General features: G+C 44.2%; 16 protein-coding genes. 10 read left to right on the top strand and 6 right to left on the bottom strand.

Going from position 1 to position 20828, the window contains the following annotated elements; all coding sequences use genetic code 11:
- Window positions 1-84 precede the first annotated feature (84 nt).
- The 3 genes from IQO02_RS02340 to IQO02_RS02330 all read right to left on the bottom strand — a co-directional run bounded on the left by IQO02_RS02340 (window position 85) and on the right by IQO02_RS02330 (window position 3017).
- Complete coding sequence (locus IQO02_RS02340; protein ID WP_010441506.1) at window positions 85-744, bottom strand: response regulator transcription factor; 660 nt, start codon at window positions 742-744, stop codon at window positions 85-87.
- 27 nt (window positions 745-771) lie between these two features.
- Window positions 772-1170, bottom strand: coding sequence for a PepSY domain-containing protein (locus tag IQO02_RS02335; RefSeq protein ID WP_010441504.1), 399 nt, complete (start codon window positions 1168-1170; stop codon window positions 772-774).
- A 104-nt stretch (window positions 1171-1274) separates the two neighbouring features.
- Complete coding sequence (locus IQO02_RS02330) at window positions 1275-3017, bottom strand: DEAD/DEAH box helicase (protein WP_016784579.1); 1743 nt, start codon at window positions 3015-3017, stop codon at window positions 1275-1277.
- 97 nt (window positions 3018-3114) lie between these two features.
- Between IQO02_RS02330 and rsuA the strand changes: the two genes are divergently transcribed.
- From rsuA to IQO02_RS02315, 3 genes are all read left to right on the top strand, one after another.
- Window positions 3115-3810, top strand: a complete 696-nt coding sequence (gene rsuA, locus IQO02_RS02325; protein ID WP_010441500.1) for a 16S rRNA pseudouridine(516) synthase RsuA — start codon at window positions 3115-3117, stop codon at window positions 3808-3810.
- A gap of 179 nt (window positions 3811-3989) precedes the next feature.
- Window positions 3990-5207: a Bcr/CflA family multidrug efflux MFS transporter gene (locus tag IQO02_RS02320; RefSeq protein WP_010441498.1), complete on the top strand. Its 1218-nt coding sequence runs from the start codon at window positions 3990-3992 to the stop codon at window positions 5205-5207.
- A complete protein-coding gene (locus IQO02_RS02315; protein ID WP_016793752.1) occupies window positions 5207-5866 on the top strand; it encodes a DUF2913 family protein in 660 nt (219 codons plus the stop codon). The genes IQO02_RS02320 and IQO02_RS02315 overlap by 1 nt, the downstream gene beginning before the upstream one ends.
- 126 nt (window positions 5867-5992) lie before the next feature.
- Here the strand turns inward: IQO02_RS02315 and IQO02_RS02310 are convergent, their stop codons facing one another.
- A complete protein-coding gene (locus IQO02_RS02310) occupies window positions 5993-7432 on the bottom strand; it encodes a DUF2867 domain-containing protein (protein ID WP_016799397.1) in 1440 nt (479 codons plus the stop codon).
- Between the two features lie 96 nt (window positions 7433-7528).
- On the opposite strand from IQO02_RS02310, the gene IQO02_RS02305 reads away from it, so the two are divergent.
- The 5 genes from IQO02_RS02305 to nhaA all read left to right on the top strand — a co-directional run bounded on the left by IQO02_RS02305 (window position 7529) and on the right by nhaA (window position 14709).
- Window positions 7529-8902: an MATE family efflux transporter gene (locus tag IQO02_RS02305; protein WP_016767229.1), complete on the top strand. Its 1374-nt coding sequence runs from the start codon at window positions 7529-7531 to the stop codon at window positions 8900-8902.
- Between the two features lie 122 nt (window positions 8903-9024).
- Window positions 9025-9696, top strand: a complete 672-nt coding sequence (locus IQO02_RS02300) for an ABC transporter ATP-binding protein (protein ID WP_010441489.1) — start codon at window positions 9025-9027, stop codon at window positions 9694-9696.
- The gene (locus IQO02_RS02295) at window positions 9677-12130 is read left to right on the top strand and encodes an ABC transporter permease (RefSeq protein ID WP_010441487.1); all 2454 of its coding nucleotides are present in this window, start codon (window positions 9677-9679) and stop codon (window positions 12128-12130) included. The genes IQO02_RS02300 and IQO02_RS02295 overlap by 20 nt, the downstream gene beginning before the upstream one ends.
- Window positions 12120-13268 carry a lipocalin-like domain-containing protein gene (locus IQO02_RS02290; RefSeq protein ID WP_016784577.1) on the top strand — a complete coding sequence of 383 codons (1149 nt, stop codon included), beginning with the start codon at window positions 12120-12122 and terminating at the stop codon, window positions 13266-13268. Before IQO02_RS02295 ends, IQO02_RS02290 begins: the two co-directional genes overlap by 11 nt.
- A gap of 274 nt (window positions 13269-13542) precedes the next feature.
- Window positions 13543-14709, top strand: coding sequence for a Na+/H+ antiporter NhaA (gene nhaA / locus IQO02_RS02285; protein WP_010441484.1), 1167 nt, complete (start codon window positions 13543-13545; stop codon window positions 14707-14709).
- A gap of 275 nt (window positions 14710-14984) precedes the next feature.
- On the opposite strand, the gene IQO02_RS02280 is transcribed toward nhaA, so the two are convergent.
- Window positions 14985-15596, bottom strand: coding sequence for an OmpA family protein (locus tag IQO02_RS02280; protein ID WP_010441482.1), 612 nt, complete (start codon window positions 15594-15596; stop codon window positions 14985-14987).
- On the bottom strand, window positions 15596-16903 hold the full coding sequence (locus IQO02_RS02275; protein WP_010441480.1) for a TolC family outer membrane protein: 1308 nt from the start codon (window positions 16901-16903) through the stop codon (window positions 15596-15598). Before IQO02_RS02275 ends, IQO02_RS02280 begins: the two co-directional genes overlap by 1 nt.
- A gap of 767 nt (window positions 16904-17670) precedes the next feature.
- On the opposite strand from IQO02_RS02275, the gene IQO02_RS02270 reads away from it, so the two are divergent.
- Both IQO02_RS02270 and IQO02_RS02265 read left to right on the top strand, forming a co-directional pair.
- A complete protein-coding gene (locus IQO02_RS02270; RefSeq protein ID WP_010441478.1) occupies window positions 17671-18300 on the top strand; it encodes a TetR/AcrR family transcriptional regulator in 630 nt (209 codons plus the stop codon).
- Window positions 18301-18355: 55 nt separating this feature from the next.
- Entirely contained in the window at window positions 18356-20638 is a 2283-nt protein-coding gene (locus IQO02_RS02265) for an acyl-CoA dehydrogenase (protein WP_016793755.1), read from the top strand.
- The last annotated feature ends 190 nt before the right edge of the window (window positions 20639-20828 follow it).

Below are 20828 nucleotides of genomic sequence, written 5' to 3'. Positions count from 1 at the left end.
TCAGTATTACGGTGATCAGAACAGGCTATCCACTTATTTGATGTGTATTTGATTAATGATGGCGCTTGTTAATTGACGATCGCGCTATTCAGCATTCAGTTGGTAGCCGAGGCCACGAACGGTTTTTATGATCTTTGGTGCGATTTTCTTACGAATACGCCCGATAAACACTTCCACGGTGTTTGAATCGCGGTCAAAATCTTGTTTGTAAATGTGTTCAACCAATTCCGTACGTGAAATAACCTTGTTTTGGTTATGCATGAAATACGCGACTACTTTGTATTCGAGTGCGGTTAAGCTGACAGCTTGACCTTGCCACAAAACTTTTGAACTGCGCGTGTCTAAGCTGAGATCGCCAATCTGTAGCACTGGAGCGGCACTGCCAGATGCTCGGCGTAACTGAGCGCGGATTCGAGCAATCAGCTCTACCATTTCAAATGGCTTGGTTAGATAATCGTCAGCGCCAGCATTCAAGCCTTCTACTCGTTGAGTTAATGTGTCTCTAGCACTTAAAATAACTACGGGTGTATTGATGTTTTCGTCTCGAATGCCTTTCAATACGGTTAAGCCATCTAATTTTGGTAAGCCTAAGTCGAGAACAATCACGTCCCACTCTTCAGATGTTGCCCGATACAGTGCGTCAATACCATCTTGAGAAAGCTCGGGTACCCAGTCGGCTCCCTCAAGTGTTTCAATAATTTGTTGGCCTAAACGAGGTTCGTCTTCAACGACTAAAATTTTCATGTTTACTCTTCTTATTTTTATGAACTACTAATTAGCGCTTTTTATAGCGTCTTTAAAGTTTCGGCCTTTTATCATTAACATTTCTAGCGTTTCAGCGTTGTATTCGACTTTGATAATGTTGTTTTGATGATTAATTTTGAGTTCGTAAACCCAAACGTCGTCATCTTCTTCAAGCTCTACTTTAATGATTCGACCATGCAGATCGTTTTCCACTGCCGCGTACATTTCTGAGAAAGGGCGGATATAGCCTTCTTGTACTGCGTCGTAGACTTCGTCTTGATCTTCTTCAAATTCGATACGAGTTCCTGCTTTGTGGACATCTTGTACGAGGTCATGACCGTTATGATCAGAGTCGGCCCAGACACTGGCAGAAACCAATAAGCCGAAGCTTATAGAAAACAAAGAAATCATAGCTTTACTAAACATAGCGAATCCTAGAGAAGGTTGATAGCGTTCAGTATAAAAAAGTAATTCTGAACAGAAAGTGAACCTGATTAATTATGAGCTTTAGGTTCTCAAAAAATGAGGTATTAGCGCTGTTGAAGCTCGTCTTCGAATATCTTGTCTCTCATTTTCCAAAAGCGTCCCACTTTACGTGCAATCACAAATTGAGGCGGGCGAAATCGATGTTGGTGAGCAACAACTTTGGTTGGTGACGCTTCCTCAAACGGTCTGTGTCTGTCGGCAAGGTGAGGGCGAACAAACTGATCCTTAAAATTCTGCTTCTGTTTCTTGGTGGTTAATGACCAAAACTCATGCACTTGTGCTTGGTTTTCTCCACGGTAAGTGACCTTAAGCTGCGACTTGCCTTTTTCGTCCTTGAGAACGTTAAGGTCCATTTCTAAACACTCAAACACCAACGCATCTTTGAGGTTTAACGCTTCTTTAAGTTTTTTATCTGGGTCAACTAAGGTGGCATCGCATTCGTGGCAAATACGTGCGGCAATGTCGTTGTCCGCGCCGCATTCACCGCAATATTTAGCTCTAAAGCGATAGTTACAGTGCTCGCGTTCCCCTGTGTCTTCATCGGTAAAGTAGCCTTGGCATTTTCGCCCAAAGTGTTCGAGTAAGAAGCCGTTGCTGTCTAGCTTGCCCCAGAAGTTATTATTGAAGCCGCAAGCAGGGCAGGGAATGGTGATGATCTCACTGTCTGAATCCGGCTTAGGATCGCCGACTTCAGGTTGGTAGAGGTCGTAACTGTTGCCTGCATAATCTAATACCAAACACTCTTTTTTGCCTGGAGACAAACGTAATCCACGACCAACAATTTGTTGATATAAACTGATGGACTCTGTCGGTCGTAAAATTGCGATTAAATCCACATGTGGCGCGTCAAAACCTGTGGTTAATACCGATACGTTAACTAAGAATTTGATTTTACGTTCTTTGAAATCGTTGATGATTTGGTCGCGCTCTAGCGTAGGTGTGTCACCAATCACGATGGATGATTCACCTTCAGGGAGTAAGCTCAGGATCTCTTGTGCGTGTCTAACGGTTGCAGCGAATACCATGATGCCGAGTTTGTCTTTGGCCAGCTCAATGATTTGGTCGACAATTTGTGGCGTGGCGCGTTTCGATTGTTCGATCACCATATCGAGCTCAGCTTCTTTATAGCGACCAGTGCTTGCTGGTTTTAACTGAGAGAAGTCATAACTCAAAACCGGAGCATCAATCATGCGTGCTGGCGTAAGAAAGCCTTCGTCTAATAAGTAGCGGATCGGCAGTTCGAAAATACAGTCTCTGAAAAATCTCGGTTCTTCAGAACGCACTTGGCCACGTGTGTGGTATTGATAAAGCCAACCCATACCAAGACGATATGGGGTTGCAGTCAGCCCAAGCACTTTGATACCTGGATTGTTCTCGCGCAAGTGAGTGATCACTTTCTGGTAGCTACTGGTCTTTTCATCCGGTACACGGTGGCATTCATCGATAACCAATAATGAAAACTGATTAGAAAATGAATCGAGATTGCGAACCACGGATTGAACCGACGCGAATACCACTTGCTGGTCGGTTTCTTTACGGCCTAAACCGGCAGAAAAAATCGAACCTTTTAACCCATAACCTTCATATTTTTCATGGTTTTGCTCTACTAACTCTTTAACGTGAGCAAGCACCAAAACGCGGCCTTTGGCAAGCCTTGCTAGCTCTGCAATGACTAGGCTTTTTCCTGCACCCGTTGGCAGCACCAAAACTGCTGGAGTTTGGTGTTTTCTGAAGTAATGTATCACTGATTTTACGGAGTCAGCTTGGTATGGGCGGAGTGTATACATATCGAGTCTTGTATGGTGAAAAACAAATAGTGTGAAATAGCTCAACTAATTGAGCAAAGGTGACTATAATACCCGACTTAGATTAGTTGAGGTATTCATGCGTTTAGATAAATTTCTGTGCGATGCGTTAGGCGTCACTCGAAGAGAAGCAACACACTTATTAAAATCAAAAGCAGTGACTGTTAATGATGTCATTCAAAAAAGCGGCTCACTTAAGGTAACTGAAGAGTGCGTTGTGGAATGGCAAGGCAATGAACTTCACGTTCACGGCCCACGTTACATCATGCTTTATAAGCCAGAAGGCTTTGTTTGTTCGCATGAAGATGGCGCAAATCGTATTGCGTTTGAATTGCTTGATGAAATCAAAATGGACAAGCTGCACTTTGCAGGTCGTCTCGATGTTGATACCACTGGTCTTGTATTGATTACTGACGATGGTAAGTGGTCTCACCGCATCACGTCGCCAAAGCACAAGTGCGAAAAAACATACCGTGTATGGCTTGTTGAACCTGTTGAAGCGGACTACGTTGAAAAATTCAAAGAAGGCATTCAGCTTAAGAGCGAAGATGGCCTAACACTTCCTGCACACCTTGATGTACGTGCTGAGCGTGAAGTGCTTTTAACGATTCACGAAGGCAAATACCATCAAGTAAAACGCATGTTTGCGGCGCTTGGTAACAAGGTTGAAGCATTGCATCGCGAGCGTATCGGTGAAATCGAGATGGACGAATCTCTGGAGTTGGGTGAATACCGTTATCTAACACAAGAAGAAGTCGACTCTATCTGGAAGTAGTTTTTTCTATTGTAAAATGTGGCCGACCAAGGATAGCGTCGGCTGATTATTGTGACTGGTACTAGGACAGTTTCAGCCATTATTACTATTTGCGTATTTATATATCGCTATGTGTATATTCGCGTATCACTGTGTGCATGTTCATGCTCACATAAAACCTAGTACTTAGTCGGAGAGTTATGCAAACGTCTACCCAACAGACCCCAAAATCACAACCACAAACTCCTCAGTTAGGTTGGATGCTATTTTTGGTTCTGGGGGCGATTGGTGCACTGACACCACTCGCCATCGATATGTACCTGCCCGCAATGCCAACGATCGCCAAAGATCTCGGCGTAACAGCGGGTGAAGTACAAATCACACTCACAGCGTACACCGCAGGTTTTGCGTTAGGTCAGTTGTTACATGGCCCGTTAGCCGACAGTTATGGTCGCAAGCCTGTTTTACTGATTGGTGTCTTCTTCTTTGCAATTGCGTCTGTTGTGAGTGCTACTACTCATGGCATTGAAGCGCTAACGTTAGTTCGTACTGCTCAAGGTTTCGCAGGGGCAGCGGCAGCGGTCATTATCCAGGCCGTTGTGCGTGATATGTTCGACCGTGAAGATTTTGCAAGAACCATGTCGTTCGTTACCTTGGTGATGACGGTTGCGCCACTTATCGCACCTATGATTGGTGGTTACTTGGCATTGTGGTTTGGCTGGCGTTCAATCTTTTGGGTCTTGGCCATTTTTGCGGTGATTGTGATTCTCGCGGTAATAATCAAAATCCCTGAGACACTGCCTGTTGAAAATCGCCAGCCACTGCGCTTTAAAACGACGATTCGTAATTACGCTCGTTTATGTAAAAACCCTACGGCTATGGGCCTGATTTTCTCTGGTGCATTCTCTTTTTCTGGGATGTTTGCATTCTTAACCGCAGGCTCTTTTGTTTATATCGACATTTATGGCGTACGTCCTGATTTGTTTGGTTACTTATTTGGCTTGAACATTGTTGCGATGATTCTTATGACGACAATCAATGGTCGAATCGTTAAGAAGGTCGGTTCTCATACCATGCTGAGAGCAGCGCTGGTCATTCAATTACTGGCTGGTGTGGGTTTACTGGCTGGTTGGGCATTGGATCTCGGGCTTTGGGGTATTGTACCGTTTGTGATGCTGTTTATCGGCACTATTTCTACGATTGGCAGTAACTCTATGGGTCTACTGCTAAGTGGTTACCCTAATATGGCAGGCACGGCTTCATCGCTTGCGGGAACATTGAGATTTGGTACTGGTTCTGTCGTTGGAGCGATCGTTGCGATGCTACCAAGTGACAGTGCTGGGTCTATGGCTATGGTAATGGCTGCGTGTGCAGTAATGTCAGCATTACTATATTGGACATTAGGAAAGAAGGCATAATGTCAAAATACTATATTGAAATTCAGAAGTTAGTGAATGATGCGCTAGGCGAGCTATATGCTTTACATAAATCTGGCAAGGCCATTGACGCACCTATCGCGAACAACCTTTACCTTGTTCGTTGGGTAACAAAGGCGATTAAATCTCAAGCTTATGATCGCGTGATTGTGCCTGACTTGGTTCGCTGGCAGAAACAGGGTCGCTCAAAAGGCAACAACTCTGATTTAACTTTTACCTTCAAACGTATTTCTGCGTTTTACGGACGTTTTTTCCCTGAAGGCGAAGAGCCTAAAGCGCTAAAAGACAGTGATGTTGAAGCATTTATGGACAAAATGTATGAGATGGGTTGGAGCGTATCGAGTGAAGATGAACTGACCACTGGCGGTAAGATTCAATTCTTCACCGATGGCGAACATTCTTTTGCCTTGTGTGGTAAACAGTGTGACGACTCTTTCAACGGTGAGTTGATGGTTAAGCCGATGAACTGGTTTGTGCGTGGTAATCACGCAGAGTTTATTCAAGCAGCGATGGAAGCAGGCTTTATGCTTCACAAAGTTACAGACTATAAGTCAGCGGTGAAGTACCACGGTGAATACATCGTGTACCCTGCCAACCAAGGTAATCAGTTAGCGGAAATTCCAATCAGTGTTATTGGTTAACTAAGTGACTCTCGATATTTATCAAAAGACCGCCGAATTGGCGGTCTTTTTTTTAATGATAGCAACGGGCTACATCATTCGTTTTTACTGTCTTAGCATCTCTTTACTCTAATACTTCATGTGCTGTTATGGTTTTTTATCAGCTTTTTTAGCCTGCTTTTCTATCGCCTTTACCATGCCTTTAAAGATAAACAGGTGGGCTGGCATCATCGCAAACCAATACAGTAATCCTAGAAAGCCCTTTGGATGCCACCAAGCTGAGATATTCAGTTCACGAGCTTCTCCGTGGTCAGATACGGTAATTTCCAGCCGACCTAAACCAGGGCCTTTCATTCCGAAAAGCAGAGATAAGAACTGATTCTCTTCGCAACGGATCACTTTCCACGAGTCGATTTTGTCACCCACTTTTAAGTTTGGGCCTTCAGGCATTTGTCGAACCGGTATACCGCCACCAAACAGAACATCTAGCCATTCTCGTGTGCGCCATAAAGCGTTAGCAAAGAAGTAACCTTGCTTGGGGCTTCCTATCTGCTTTGCGACATTCCACAGTGATTCCAGTGACGCGGTTGAAGTGATGCTTGCACCGGTTTTCTTGGGGTAGTAGCCATATCCAGCTTGCCATCGTTTGAACGCGGTTTTATCAAAGCCCCAGACATTACTTTTAACGAAATTTCCTTCAGCGTGAATGGCTTGCTCAACCATGCTCTCGAACGATATAAGCTTTTGAGGGTACTTTTCTCTAATGGTGGTCGAACTGGCAATGAAGTCATGCTTTAAGCCTGCGAGAAGCGCTCTGCCGATGTTAGAAGGGACGGAGGTGACTACCCCTAACCAATAGGAAGCGATTTGAGGCGTTAGTAATGACGTTGCCCAAAGCCTGAGTGGGCGATCGGCTGTTTTGGCTATATGAGCAAACTGGTTTCGGTAAGAGACAATATCAGGTCCGCCAACCTCAAACGTTTGGCTTTCATTGGGTGTGTCCTGTGCGAGTTTCAGCAAGTAATGGTTAAGGTTCTGCAAGGCGATAGGGTTGGCTTTGGAGTCCACCCATATTGGCGCAATCATTATGGGTAGGTTGTAAACGAAATCTCGCATGATCTCGAATGCTGCGGAGCCTGGACCGATAATAACACCGGCTTGGAGTTCGGTTACTGGAACGGGGCCTTTTCGAAGTAGCTGTCCGGTTTTTTTTCTAGCTTGAAGGTGTTCTGAATCGCCCGTTTGAGGCTGAAGAGAACTGAGATAGATAATGTGTTGATTCTTCGGTCCAAGTGCCGAAACAAAGTTACGCGCCAAGTTGAGCTCGTAATCAATGAAATCATGGCCTTCTGCCATGCCATGAACTAGAAAGAAGATAAGATCAAAATCGGGTACCAATGCTTGTGTCGCCGCTTGATCTGCGAGATCAAGGTATTCCAGTGACAAGTTGTCGTGAGGTTCTGTTCGTGCCTTTAAATAGTCGATATGCCTTGCTGCTGCAGTAACTTGATAGCCTTGTTCAAGCAGGAGGGGGAGGAGCTGTGAACCAACATATCCAGAAGCGCCTAAAACCAGTACTTTCTTCATTGTTACTCCATTTATATCTGTGGTTAAAAACCGAACATTGATATAATAGCGTGATATTTATCTTTATTCATCAATACGTTCCGTTTAGGTATCTCTATGTTGCTCTCTTCCATTCTTCATCACACTCGCGGTGATTTTGTTCGTAGGCTTATTGCGATTGCTTTGCCTATCACTTTGCAGAGCATTATGTTTTCAAGCCGAGGCTTAGTGGATGTGTTGATGTTGGGTCAGCTTGGAGAAGCAGACATTGCGGCGGTTGGAGTAGCAAGCCGTGCGATGTTTGTGACGACCATTATGTTAGTTGGTGTTACCACGGGTGGCGCGTTGTTGACGGCACAATACTGGGGAGCGGGGGACAAACAAGGTGTGAGAGAAAGTACCGCTCTGACCTGGTTGGTTTCGACGTTGTTTGCCTTACTGACTATTGTTTTCTTTGTCTCTTTCCCAGCGCAAATCATGGGTGTGACGACAGACTCTCAAGAAGTCATTAACTTGGGTATTGAATACATCGTTATCACTTCATTTAGCATGTTGGCGGTATCCTGTGTGAGCAGTATGGCTGTTGGCTTGAGAGCGATGCATAAACCAGGGCTCAGTACTTTCTTTAGTGGTATTGGCATCCTTTCTAATGTGTTCTTAAACTGGGTACTGATCTTTGGTAATTGGGGCTTTCCTGCTCTTGGAATAAAAGGCGCAGCGATTGCGACGGTAATGAGTGGGGCTATTGAAGTAGCGACCTTGTTTGGTTACCTCTATTTCTCTAAACATTTATTAGCCTTTAAATTCTGTGATATCAAAGCGGCAGCGACCGTTGAAAAAGTGATTCGCTTTTTGAAGTTATCGTTGCCGACGACGTTTAATTTCTTAGCTTGGGCTGGTGGTCTTTTTGCTTATCACGCAATCATGGGGCAATCAGGTGTACAAGGTTTGGCGGCACTGTCAGTAATGACGCCGGTTGAGTCTATCTCGCTGAGTCTATTGATTGGCATGTCGAATGCAGCTTCTGTTTTGGTCGGGAATCAACTTGGCGCAAAGAATAATGAAGCGGTTTACTATCAAGCTCTCGGCCTAACCATTTTGTGTTTCTTGACCAGTATTGTTGTGGCGGTCTTCCTTTATTTTGTGCAAGTACCAATACTTAATGCGTTCAGCGCGTTGACTGAAGAAACCAGAGCGCTCTCAGAGAAGTTTATTCTCATTTTAAGTGTCGGAATTGTTATCCGTTCTATCCCAATGACAGTGATTGTAGGTGTATTGAGAGCGGGTGGTGATGTTAAGTTCTGCCTCTATCAAGACTTAATTGCTCAGTGGGTGATTGGCATTCCATTGGCCGCGATCGCTGCTATTTATTTCAAGTTCCCGCCTGAATGGGTGTATTTACTGTTTCTTACCGAAGAAGTCATAAAGTGGGGCGGTTCGCTCTATCGAATGAAAACAAGAAAATGGATTAAGAACTTAATAGGAAGTTGAAGTGAGGCGCATCAATCTAATGACTTTCTCGTTGGCGTGTGATCTATCTTTCAAAATACTTCCTCCTAACAGGGAATTAGTGTAGATTCTCCTTCCAAATTCTAACTAATGTGAGCTGTTTAATGTTAAAGCTGTCAGACCTATGTAAAGGCTATGTCGACGGGGGGGAGTTCCACCCTGTTTTGCAAGGTGCTGAGTTAACATTAAACCAAGGCGATCAACTCGCATTAATGGGAGAAAGCGGTTCAGGGAAAAGTACATTATTGAATCTTATCGCGGGTTTAGACCTAGCAGACTCAGGTGAAATTGCTTTTCCTCATTTCAACATGCACGCCTCCACTGAACGTGATCGTACTGCTTATCGCCGAAATAATATTGGCCATATCTTCCAGCAATTCAACTTACTGCCAACGCTTAATATTGCCGATAACATTCGCTTTTGCCGTCAATTAAAGGGTTTACCAGAAGATAAAGGACTCTGGAGACAAATTCTTTCTGCTTTAGACCTTATGCCTTTACTGGGGCGTTATCCTGAAGAGGCGTCTGGTGGCCAACAACAACGTGCGGCAATTGCTCGTGCTTTGTATATGGAACCTAAAATTTTGTTGGCCGATGAACCAACAGGAAGCTTAGATGAACGTAATGCGGAAGCGGTAATGCGTTTGCTTACTTCTTTGGCTCGTCAGTTAGAGTGTACCTTATTATTGGTGACGCACAGTGAAAAAGTAGCGCTCCATATGGATGGTCGTATCCGTCTACAAGGAGGGCAACTGCATGTCATGGCCCGTAGTTAAGGCACTACTCGGTCACTATCGACGTTACCCACTTCAGATTATTTTGGTATGGCTTGGTTTAACCCTTGGCGTATCACTTTTGGTTGGTGTTACTGCCATCAACCAACACGCCAAGCAAAGCTATGCGCATGGCGAGAAACTTTTTTCGAATCCTCTTCCTTATCGTATTCGACCAAAACACAACGCTAATAAAATCCCGCAAGGTTTTTATATCCAACTTCGCCGTGAAGGCTTTCAACAGTGCTCTCCTTTTGACCACCATCGTATCACTGATGAAAACGGCGCGAACTTCATGCTAATTGGCTTAGACCCTGTGTCTATGCTTCAGCTACAGCCGGGTGTTGCATTAAAAGATCTCACTACCTTAAATCTAATGAAACCGCCATACCCGATCCTAGTCAGTGATGATCTCGCTGAACACATGGAATGGAAACACGGCGACTACATCCATCTGATGGATGGATCTGAGTTAGGGCCAGTGGCTGTCGATCAAGACAATATTATTAATGGTACTCGCCTGATTGCGGATATCTCATTGCTCAGAATGCTAAAACGCAGTGCAGGGCTTTCGGTGATTGCGTGTTCAGATATGCCAACTGAAAAGTTTGAGCGTCTTAAGAACATGCTACCAAATGGATTAACGATTACTCGTAGTTCAAAGGCGGAGCTGGAATCTCTTACCAGTGCCTTCCACTTGAACTTAACCGCCATGGGTATGTTGTCGTTTGTGGTGGGCTTGTTTATTTTCTATCAAGCGATGTCGTTGTCTTTCATTCAGCGCCAACCACTCGTCGGAATCTTGAGACAAACAGGTGTGTCTGGTTGGCAACTTGCGAAAGCGCTTTGTTTAGAGCTATTGATCTTAGTTTTACTCAGCTGGATATGCGGCAATATTTTTGGCTTGATGCTCGCGAATCAACTGTTACCTGCAGTTTCTTCAAGCTTGGGCGATCTTTATGATGCTAATGTGGGCTTAACGCTGAGCTGGAGTTGGCGTTGGAGTGGTTACAGCTTATTAATGGCATTACTTGGGGCATTCTTAGCGTGCGCTTGGCCGTTGGTACGTTTGCTTAAATCTCAGCCTATTCGTTTGACCTCTCGACTGTCATTAATGCGCTTCGCTGGCACCGAGTTTACTTGGCAAGCCTTAATGGGTTGTGGGTTCTGTGTCGCTGCGGTTGCTGTGTATCAAGCGCCCCAAACCCAAGAAACGGGTTTTGCAATTATTGCCCTGATGCTGGTGAGTGTCGCGTTGTTTACGCCATTCTTGATGTGGAAGCTGTTCAATAGTTTGTCTTACTCTTTGCGTTGGGTTCGTGCTCGTTGGTTCTTTGCTGATGCAGCCTCGAGTATGAGCTATCGTGGTGTGGCGACAATGGCCTTTATGTTGGCGTTAACAGCTAATATTGGCGTTGAAACCATGGTGGGCAGTTTCAGAGATACTACGGATAAATGGCTAACGCAGCGTTTGGCCGCTGATCTCTATATATACCCAACTAACAATGCCGCTGCTCGCATGAGCAACTGGTTGTCAGATCAACCTGAAGTGGATTCTGTGTGGTGGCGTTGGGAAAAAGACGTCGCTTCACCTGTAGGCAGTATTCAAGTTGTTAGTACTGGCCCATCAGAAGGTGAACTAGAAGCACTAACGATTAAGTTAGGTATTCCGAATTATTGGTATCACTTGCATCATTCTAAAGGCGTATTGATCAGTGAATCTATGTCTTTGAAACTGGGTATTCGTCCTGGTGACTACATTGATCTTTATGACAGCCTAGGCTCTGGTTGGCAGGTTGTGGGTGTGTATTACGATTATGGTAATCCTTACCATCAAGTAATGATGTCCCATCGAAACTGGCTGTATGGTTTTGCTGGCAGGGGTAATGTGGGGCTTGGCGTCATTTTAAAAGACGACGTGAATGCAATAGGCTTACGTAGCCGACTAGAGAATGTATTCAGGCTGGGGTCGGAACGTATTTTCGATAATAACAATATCCATAGCCAAGCGATGCGTGTGTTTGATAGAACTTTCGCTATTGCCGACACTCTAGGCAACATCACTTTAGTGATTGCGGTTTTCGGTATCTTCTTTGCGACTGTTGCGGGCGAGGTATCGCGTCAAAGGCATATTTCATTACAGCGTTGTTTGGGAGTTTCGGCTAAAGAGCTGATCCTAACTGGTAGTTTACAGTTGTTTGTATTTGGACTTATTTCCTCACTAATCGCCATTCCGCTTGGCTTAGCGTTAGCGAGCTTGATCGTGGATATCGTGATTAAGCAATCTTTTGGTTGGTCACTCGAGTTACAAGTGATTCCATGGGATTATTTAGTGACATTTGCATGGGCCATGGCAGCATTAATGCTTGCTGGTGCTTTACCAGTGATGAGAATGATTCGGAACACACCGATGAAATCATTAAGGGATGCGCTTTAATATGCTTCAACGCGATAATTCAATTAAATTCAGGCACCGATTGATCTCTTCTGTTTTGTTGATCTGCTTCTTTGGTGCGCTTTTAAGTATCTGGGCTTACTACTCCTATTTCGTTGACGTCGGTGAAAAGGGCGTCAATGAAGTTAACTCGGTGCTGGTCAGTGAGCATTTCAATGTATTTGAACCAGTGTTACCCGATAGAACGGTTTCTCTGCCGCGAGATTTCCAATTTCATCCAGAGTTTCAACACGAATGGTGGCATTATTTTGCGTCCCTAAAAGGGAAAGATGGTAAAAAGTACTCGGTTCAATGGAGTTTCTTTCGTATCGCAACAGATGAACGCGAAACTCCGGGGTGGCAAAGCCCGCAAATCTATATTTCAAATGTGGTGATCTCTTCTGAGATGAAAGTTTGGAAAGAGCAACGTTTAGCTCGTGGTGGCATTGGTCAAGCGGGAATGACAAATCGACCGTTTAGAATTTGGATTGATAATTGGAACTGGCGAGCATTGGGTAATACGCCGTTTCCTGGCCGTCTTCAAGTCAAAACCGATACATTTGGTCTCGAGTTGGACACTGTGGCTAAAGGGCCGTACGTGCTTAACGGGGACAATGGTTATCAGAAAAAACACGATCTACTACCTGTCGCTTCTTACAACTTTAGCGCACCCTTTTTATCATTGAGTGGAGTGTTGAACCTTGATGGTGTTACCAAAGAAGTTGAAGGTACGGCGTGGGTGCATAAAGAGTGGGGCAGTGGCTTACTTGGAGTGGGTCAACAAGGTTGGGATTGGTTTGTGTTTAATCTTGATGATGGCACCGCGTTAAGTATCAATCGCTATCGTCACAACCAACAATTGCCTTATGTTTTTGGTACATTGGCAACTCGCTCAGGTAAGGTTTATCACTTAACAGACTCTGATATCTCTATCAAGCCTCTGCAGAACACAACGTTATTGAATGGCAGAAGAATGCCCCTTCAATGGATAATCAACGTGCCACAGCACAATATCAATCTCACAACGCGCATTAAACGCAGAGATATGTGGCTTCCATTTGTCATACCATATTGGGAAGGGCCAATAATGGCCAGCGGAAGCCATGAAGCGACGGGCTTTATGCAGTTAACCGGCTACTGAAAAACACCTAAGGCTATCATTTGATAGCCTTTTTTATGCTTGAGGTTTCTAAAAAGCTTAAACTAAATGTGCATACAGACTCGGCTATCTCATCTATACTTAATTTATGTGACATAATAACATTATGGAATATACGACGTATTGTTTAGTATTTGTAGGAAAAACCGAAGTTAAACATCCGAAGAAGTGATTATCTATCGAGAAAGCTTGGATATAAACTCATGGCTATTCTTTGTTATTCGTTTATTTAAATAATAAATATAAGGGCGAAATCATGACCGACGTCATCCGTGACTTCTTTAAAATGGAATCTGCTGGCGGCATCATACTAGTCATCGCTGCGGCGATCGCAATGTTTGTAGCAAACTCACCACTGAACGAAATGTACCAAGGCGTATTACATAGTTACGTTTTGGGTATGTCTGTGTCTCACTGGATTAACGATGGCTTAATGGCAGTGTTCTTCCTTCTAATCGGCTTAGAGGTTAAGCGTGAGCTTTTAGAAGGTGCATTAAAATCTAAAGAGACAGCAATCTTCCCAGCTATCGCAGCCGTTGGCGGTATGCTAGCTCCGGCACTTATTTACGTGCTATTTAACTCAAGTAACCCAGAAGCGCTTCAAGGTTGGGCTATCCCAGCGGCAACTGATATCGCATTCGCATTAGGTATCATGGCGCTTCTTGGTAACCGTGTACCGGTTAGCTTGAAGGTGTTCCTATTGGCTTTAGCAATTATCGATGACCTTGGCGTTGTTGTTATCATTGCACTGTTCTACTCAGGCGACCTATCAACGCTTGCGCTAACGGTTGGTTTCATCGCAACTGGTGTGCTGTTCATGCTAAACAACAAGCATGTAACTAAGCTGAGTGTGTATCTCATTGTTGGTGCAATTCTGTGGTTTGCAGTATTGAAGTCTGGTGTTCATGCAACGCTGGCTGGTGTAGTGATTGGTTTTGCTATCCCACTGAAAGGCAATAAAGGTGAACATTCTCCGCTGAAGCATCTAGAACATGCTCTGCACCCATACGTCGCTTTTGCAATCTTGCCAGTCTTTGCTTTTGCAAACGCAGGTATTTCATTGGAAGGTATCTCAATCTCAAGCCTAACAGGTATGCTACCGCTTGGTATCGCTATGGGTCTATTGATTGGTAAGCCTCTTGGTATCTTTGCATTCAGCTGGGGTGCGGTGAAATTGGGTGTTGCTAAGCTCCCTGAAGGTGTGAACTTTATGAACATCTTCGCAGTATCTGTCCTGTGTGGTATTGGTTTTACAATGTCTATCTTTATCTCTTCGTTAGCGTTTGGCCCAACGAATGTAGAGTTTGACACACTAGCTCGACTAGGCATCCTGATGGGGTCTACAACAGCTGCAATTCTAGGTTACTTCCTGCTAAGCGTTTCTTTACCGAAAACAGCAAAGCAACAAGAAGTAAAACTATAATCAGCGGTAGGCTCGTTTAACGGCGAGCCTATTCACTGATTAACAAGCTAACTTCTGAGTAGCAAGACGAGTCACAGAATCATCCTCCCCGATTCATGTGATAGCAAAGAACAAAAAAGCCGTGATGGGGTTTCCTATCACGGCTTTATTGATCCTAACTGCTAGTATTTTTAGTTTGGTTAGTTATTGATACTCTAAAACTCCTAGATTCAACTCATTATTTTGATCGGCATGAATTGCGGATCGTTTTGGATGACCAGAGTGACAGTGTCATGTTATTTTTCTAGCGTGGTAAATATGGTCCACTCCTCGACGATCTGCTCATTCAGCCCGACAACCGTTGCTGTTACTCGACGGTTCAGTGCATGAGAAGTAGCATCGTTGCCATCGCTCTCTAAGCGGTTTTCACCGTAACCGACAACTCTTACTCGGCTCGGGTCTATACCATTCGACAATAATTCATCTTCAACGTGGTGAGCGCGCTTCTTTGATAACTCTAAGTTGTATTCACTCGCGCCGACTTTACTGGCGTAACCTTGAATTTCTATCGATGCACTTTGGTAGGTTTCTAAGAACTCAGCCATGGTAGTGATTTGATCTGAGAAGATAGGGTTAACTTCATAGGAGTCATTGGCGAAAAGGATGTTCAGCTGTCTGATTTCTTCTGAGCGTATAGTCTCGCCACAACCTTCATTATCAACTAATGACGCTCTAGGTGTACTTGGGCAGGTATCTCGTGCATTGACCACCCCATCATTATCATCGTCTTGCAGGTCTGAAATTTGCTCCGCTTCTGGCGTTTCTATGTAGGGCTCTTCATTTTGGCTAGAGCATGCACATAGCGTTATCGTTAATGCGGAAAGCAATAAATAAGGTATTTTCATCATTAATACTCCACGGCCGTTGTCCACTCGTCTGGAATGTCGACCAGTAGAGCGTTCAATAGAGAGCCTGTCGCGTTCATTACACGGTATTTAGCGTACTGTTCAGAGTAATGCGCATCTAAGTAATCTTTACGGGCTTCAAACAATTCGTTTTCGGTGTTAAGCAGGTCAAGGAGCGTACGTTTGCCGATTCGATATTGTTTCTCATAAGCGATAACGGTTTCTGACGCCGAATCCACGTGATCAGACAAGAAGTTCTTTTGTTGCAACGTCAGATCCAATGCACTCCAAGATAGGCGAAGGCCTTCTTCCACTTGTCGATAAGCACGATCTCTTAGATCCTTCGCTTTATTAAGTTGGTAAGCTGCAGCTTCTGAATTAGCACTATCGGTACCACCGTTGTAGAGGTTGTATCGCATTCTTAACATTGCCAACGTCTCTTGGCTCGAACCTTCATCGCCTCCCGCATCATCGCGCCATGATTGAGATGCCTCGATAGAGAAAGTCGGGTAGTTAACCCCTTTTGATTGTTTGTACTGGAAGTGTGCCGAATCGACATCTGCAGTTGCGACTTTGATTACCGGGTGTTGGTCCAGAGCATTAACAAGGGCGTCTGATAATGACAGAGGAATCATAGAAATATCGGCTCTTGGGTAGACCAAGCCAAGCGGTTCTTGACCCACTATTCTTCTAAATTGAGTGTGGGTATCAATTAGGTTGTTCTGTGCGGCTAATAAATTGCCGTGCGCTTTTGCAATCCTAGCTTCTACTTGAGATACATCTGCGGTTGAGCCTATGCCTGAGGCTGCTCGTTTTTTGATGTCTTTATAGATTTTCTTGTGGATAGCAAGGTTACTTTCCGAAAGGGCTAAAACTTCAGTTGCTTTGACTGCATCCAGGTAGATCTGTGTGACCTCTAGCGCTTTGTCTTCGGCATCCGCGAGTAATTGTAAGCGAACCGATTCCGCTTCTGCGGCAGTACGGTCAATATCATTGAGAGTCGACGAACCATCCCACAACAACTGAGTGAGGGATATGGTGGCTTCCTTTCGTGTGAGATCGGTATCAGGACCGTTGTTTGGCGCAGGGTTTATGCCTTCATAGCCAATACCAGCATCAAGATCGATACTCGGCCTATAAGCACCACCTGCGGCATCGTTTCGTTTTTGTACACTCACAAACTCATTAAAAATACTTTTTATCTCAGGATTGGTAGCCAAAGTAATGGCAACAGCCTGTTCTAAAGTCTGAGCAGAGAGTGGGGTTGCAATAGCTAAGCAACAGATGATGGGTAATTTAAACAGTCTCAAAGTAGGTCTCCTTCTACTTTTAAAAGCTCCCGCCGCCTCCCAACTAGCGTTTAACTACTTAATTGAGAAGGGTATTAAACGAAGCTTAGGACATCTGCTAGAAATTGCTAAGTTTGTTGGCTTTATTTCGAATGTAAGTCTCTACCGCTATTGATTAATTTACCAGTTGTGACAGGTGGCAAGTTTCGAGTAAATGTGTTGAAAATAAATGCAAGGCTAGAATTCGGCTTGGGCAGAGATTGGTAAACGTTGGTTAGGAGGTTGTTTGAAATACGTATCTCAGTGATAGCAATGTGCCAAGCGTGGTAGTTCGATTTTTAGTAAAAAATGACAATATATAAAGAATCGATCGCGCTGTTTAGTTTGTAGTTGTAGTTGTAGCTGTAGCTGTGAAGAAGGGTAAGTAAGGTTTCACCCTAAACAACAAACAAAAAAAAGCCCAAACCAACACGGTTTGGGCGGATACAAGTATAGGAGTTAATAAGGAAAATGCAGTAATTAAGAAAGCAGTGAGAAGAACAAGTTTGACGGCCTGTTAAACTTCTAAATACTCTGTTTTCTACTTAATTTATGACCCTCCATTTCTATTTCAGTTCCAAGAAAATTCATTAATTTTTCCTTTTTTTGTAAACACACATCGATTCAATTGGTTAGTGTCGACTTTTTCCAACTGGTACGACCAATTTGTGAAAATGTGATGTTGCTTGCTTGTTAAATAAATGTACTAAGAGTATATTTCAAACAGTTGTTTAATACGAGTGATTGAAATGGCACCAAGAAGTACAACCAAAGACAAAATCTTAGATGTGGCTGAAGGCTTATTCGCTGAGCACGGTTTTAATGACACCTCTTTACGTACCATTACGGGTAAAGCCAATGTCAATTTAGCTTCAGTGAATTACCACTTTGGCGATAAGAAAACTCTGGTTCGTGCGGTACTCAATCGGTACTTAGAGGCATTCATGCCAGCTCTACAAGATGCGCTAGTGAACTTAAACTTGAACGAAACGTATTCTATGAGTGACGTGTTTGAGTCTTTAAGACAGCCATTAAGAGCACTCAACGATGTTAGACCAAACGGTACGAGTCGCTTCATGTTGCTTATCGGTAGAGGCTATACGGATGTGCAAGGGCACCTGCGTTGGTTTATTACTACTCGTTATAGCGAAGTACTTTCTTTGTTTACGACATCAGTAATGAAGGCGAATCCGAACCTTACTCAAGAACAGTTATTTTGGCGATTGCACTTCACCCTAGGGACTTGTGTGTTCACCATGGCATCTAGCCAAGCCCTCATAGAAATTGCAGAGAATGACTATGACAGAAAGATAGATGCGAAATCAGTGGTCGATATTCTCATTCCATATTTAGCCGCTGGTATGTCAGCAAAAGAATAAAACAATAAAAAGTAAAATATTCACAAACAATATAGTGAACAAAAGGATCTGAACTATGAGCTCTCTAAGACAAAAATGGGTAAGTGACCCAGCTTTTAAACTCTTTAAAAAAGTACTACCACCACTATCTAGCACCGAGAAAGAAGCGATGGAAGCGGGTAGTGTTTGGTGGGACGGAGAGCTGTTTTCTGGTAAACCAGATTTCACTAAGCTGCATCAATATCCAAAACCTCAGCTAACAGCAGAAGAGCAATCGTTCATGGACAATGAACTTGAGACCCTGCTCGCTATGCTTGATGACCACCAAATTGTAAAAGAAGACCGAGACCTTCCCGAGGAAGTGTGGAACTTCTTACGCAAAGAGCGTTTCTTCTCGTTAATTATTGCGAAAGGGTACGGCGGTCGTGAATTTTCAGCGCACGCAAACTCTACTATCGTAACTAAGATTGCGACTCGCAGTATCAGTACTGCGGTTTCGGTAATGGTTCCAAACTCTCTTGGGCCTGGTGAGCTACTGTCTCACTACGGTACTCAAGAGCAAAAAGATTACTGGCTTCCACGTCTAGCTGACGGTACAGATATACCATGTTTCGCATTAACAGGCCCTGAAGCGGGTTCTGATGCAGGCGGTATCCCTGATGTAGGCACTGTGTGTATGGGTATGCACGAAGGCAAAGAGACACTTGGCATCAAGCTTAACTGGAACAAGCGTTACATTACGCTAGCACCAGTGGCTACGGTACTTGGCCTGGCTTTCAAACTGCACGATCCAGAAAAGCTACTGGGTGACAAAGAAGACATCGGTATCACTTGTGCGCTTATCCCAGCAGACCACGAAGGTGTTGTGATCGGTGAGCGTCATGATCCACTTGGTCTTGCGTTTATGAATGGTCCAACACGCGGTCACGATGTATTTATTCCTATGGAATGGCTAATCGGTGGCGCAGATTACGCAGGTAAAGGTTGGCGTATGCTGGTGGAATGTTTGTCTGCAGGTCGTGGTATCTCATTACCCGCACTTGGCACGGCGATGGGCCACCTAACAGCGAAAACGACCGGCGCGTACGCTTATGTTCGTAAGCAGTTCGGTATGTCGATTGGTAAGTTTGAAGGTGTTGCAGAGAGCCTAGGCCGTATTGGTGGCTTAACGTATCTATTAGAAGCGACTCGTACACTGACAACCACTTCACTTGATATGAAAGAGAAGCCGGGTATCGTAACGGCTATCGCCAAATATCACATGACAGAAATGGCACGTACTATTTTGAATGACTCAATGGATATCCATTCAGGTCGTGCAATTCAAGATGGCCCAATGAACTACTTGGCTGCGCCTTACCTAGGTATTCCAGTTGCAATCACAGTAGAAGGTGCGAACATTCTAACTCGTAACCTGATGATCTTCGGTCAAGGTGCGACACGTTGTCACCCATACGTATTGAGCGAAATGGAAGCGGCAGCGAACCCAGATGAGAAGCAAGGTGCAAAAGACTTTGATAGCTTGTTGTTCAAGCATATCTCACACGCAACTAAAAACACGTTCGGTGCTTTTGGTGCAGCACTAACTGGCTCTAAATTTATTAAAGCCGACATGAGTGGTCCAACGAAACCTTACTACCAAGATCTAACTCGTTTGAGCCGTGCGCTTGCAGTCAGTGCGGATTTCGCAATGCTGACGCTAGGTGGTGAGCTGAAACGTAAAGAACTTATCTCTGCACGTTTGGGCGATGGCCTAAGTTACCTATACATGGCTTCGGCTGCGCTTAAGAAGTACGAGGATGAAGGTCGTCAACAAGCTGATCTAGACTACGTACACTACGCAGTTCAACACTGTTTCCACAATGCGGCTAAGTCACTACAAGAAGCGTACCGTAACTTCCCTAACAAGATGGTTGGGAAAGTGCTGAAAGGTTTAGTTTTCCCTGTAGGTAACCACTTCGAAAAACCAAGTGACAATCTAACGGTTCAATTAGCTGAAAGCTTGATGACTCCGGGAGCGCACCGTGAACGTCTGACTCATCTTTGCTACATCGGCAAGGAAGAGGATGACAGTATTGGTCTTATGGAGAACGCTTTTAACGCGATGTACAGCATCAAGCCTCTGGAACGTAAGATCTTCAAAGCAGTGAAAGAAGGCAAAGTGGCTCGTAAAGGCTTGCTGGCCGACAAACTGGCTCAAGCACTTGCTGCCGATGTTCTAACGCAAGAAGAAGTCGACCAAATTGTCGCTGCTGATAAACTGCGTTACACCGCGATTCAAGTTGACCACTTCAGTCATGACTTTAGTGAAACTTTGACGCGAAAAGAGTTAAAACCTAAGCTAAATAGCGTTGCTTAGATAAAGAAACGATAAAAGGCACCTAATAAGGTGCCTTTTTTGTTTTTGTCGCAGAAGTCGCAATAGATGCGTTAACAAATGGTGACTTAGTCAGCAAATATCAGTTGAGTGCTCCAACCACTTGCATTTTCACCACATTTTTACAGAAATTAGATGCCATTTGCGTACGAAACTTTTATCCTTAACCTGA

Origin of the sequence: Vibrio sp. OPT24, assembly GCF_015163545.1 — a bacterium.
GTDB classification, from domain to species: Bacteria; Pseudomonadota; Gammaproteobacteria; order Enterobacterales; family Vibrionaceae; genus Vibrio; species Vibrio cyclitrophicus.
The sequence above is the reverse complement of the archived record's forward strand: the minus strand, read 5'-3'. Positions and strand labels throughout refer to the sequence as shown.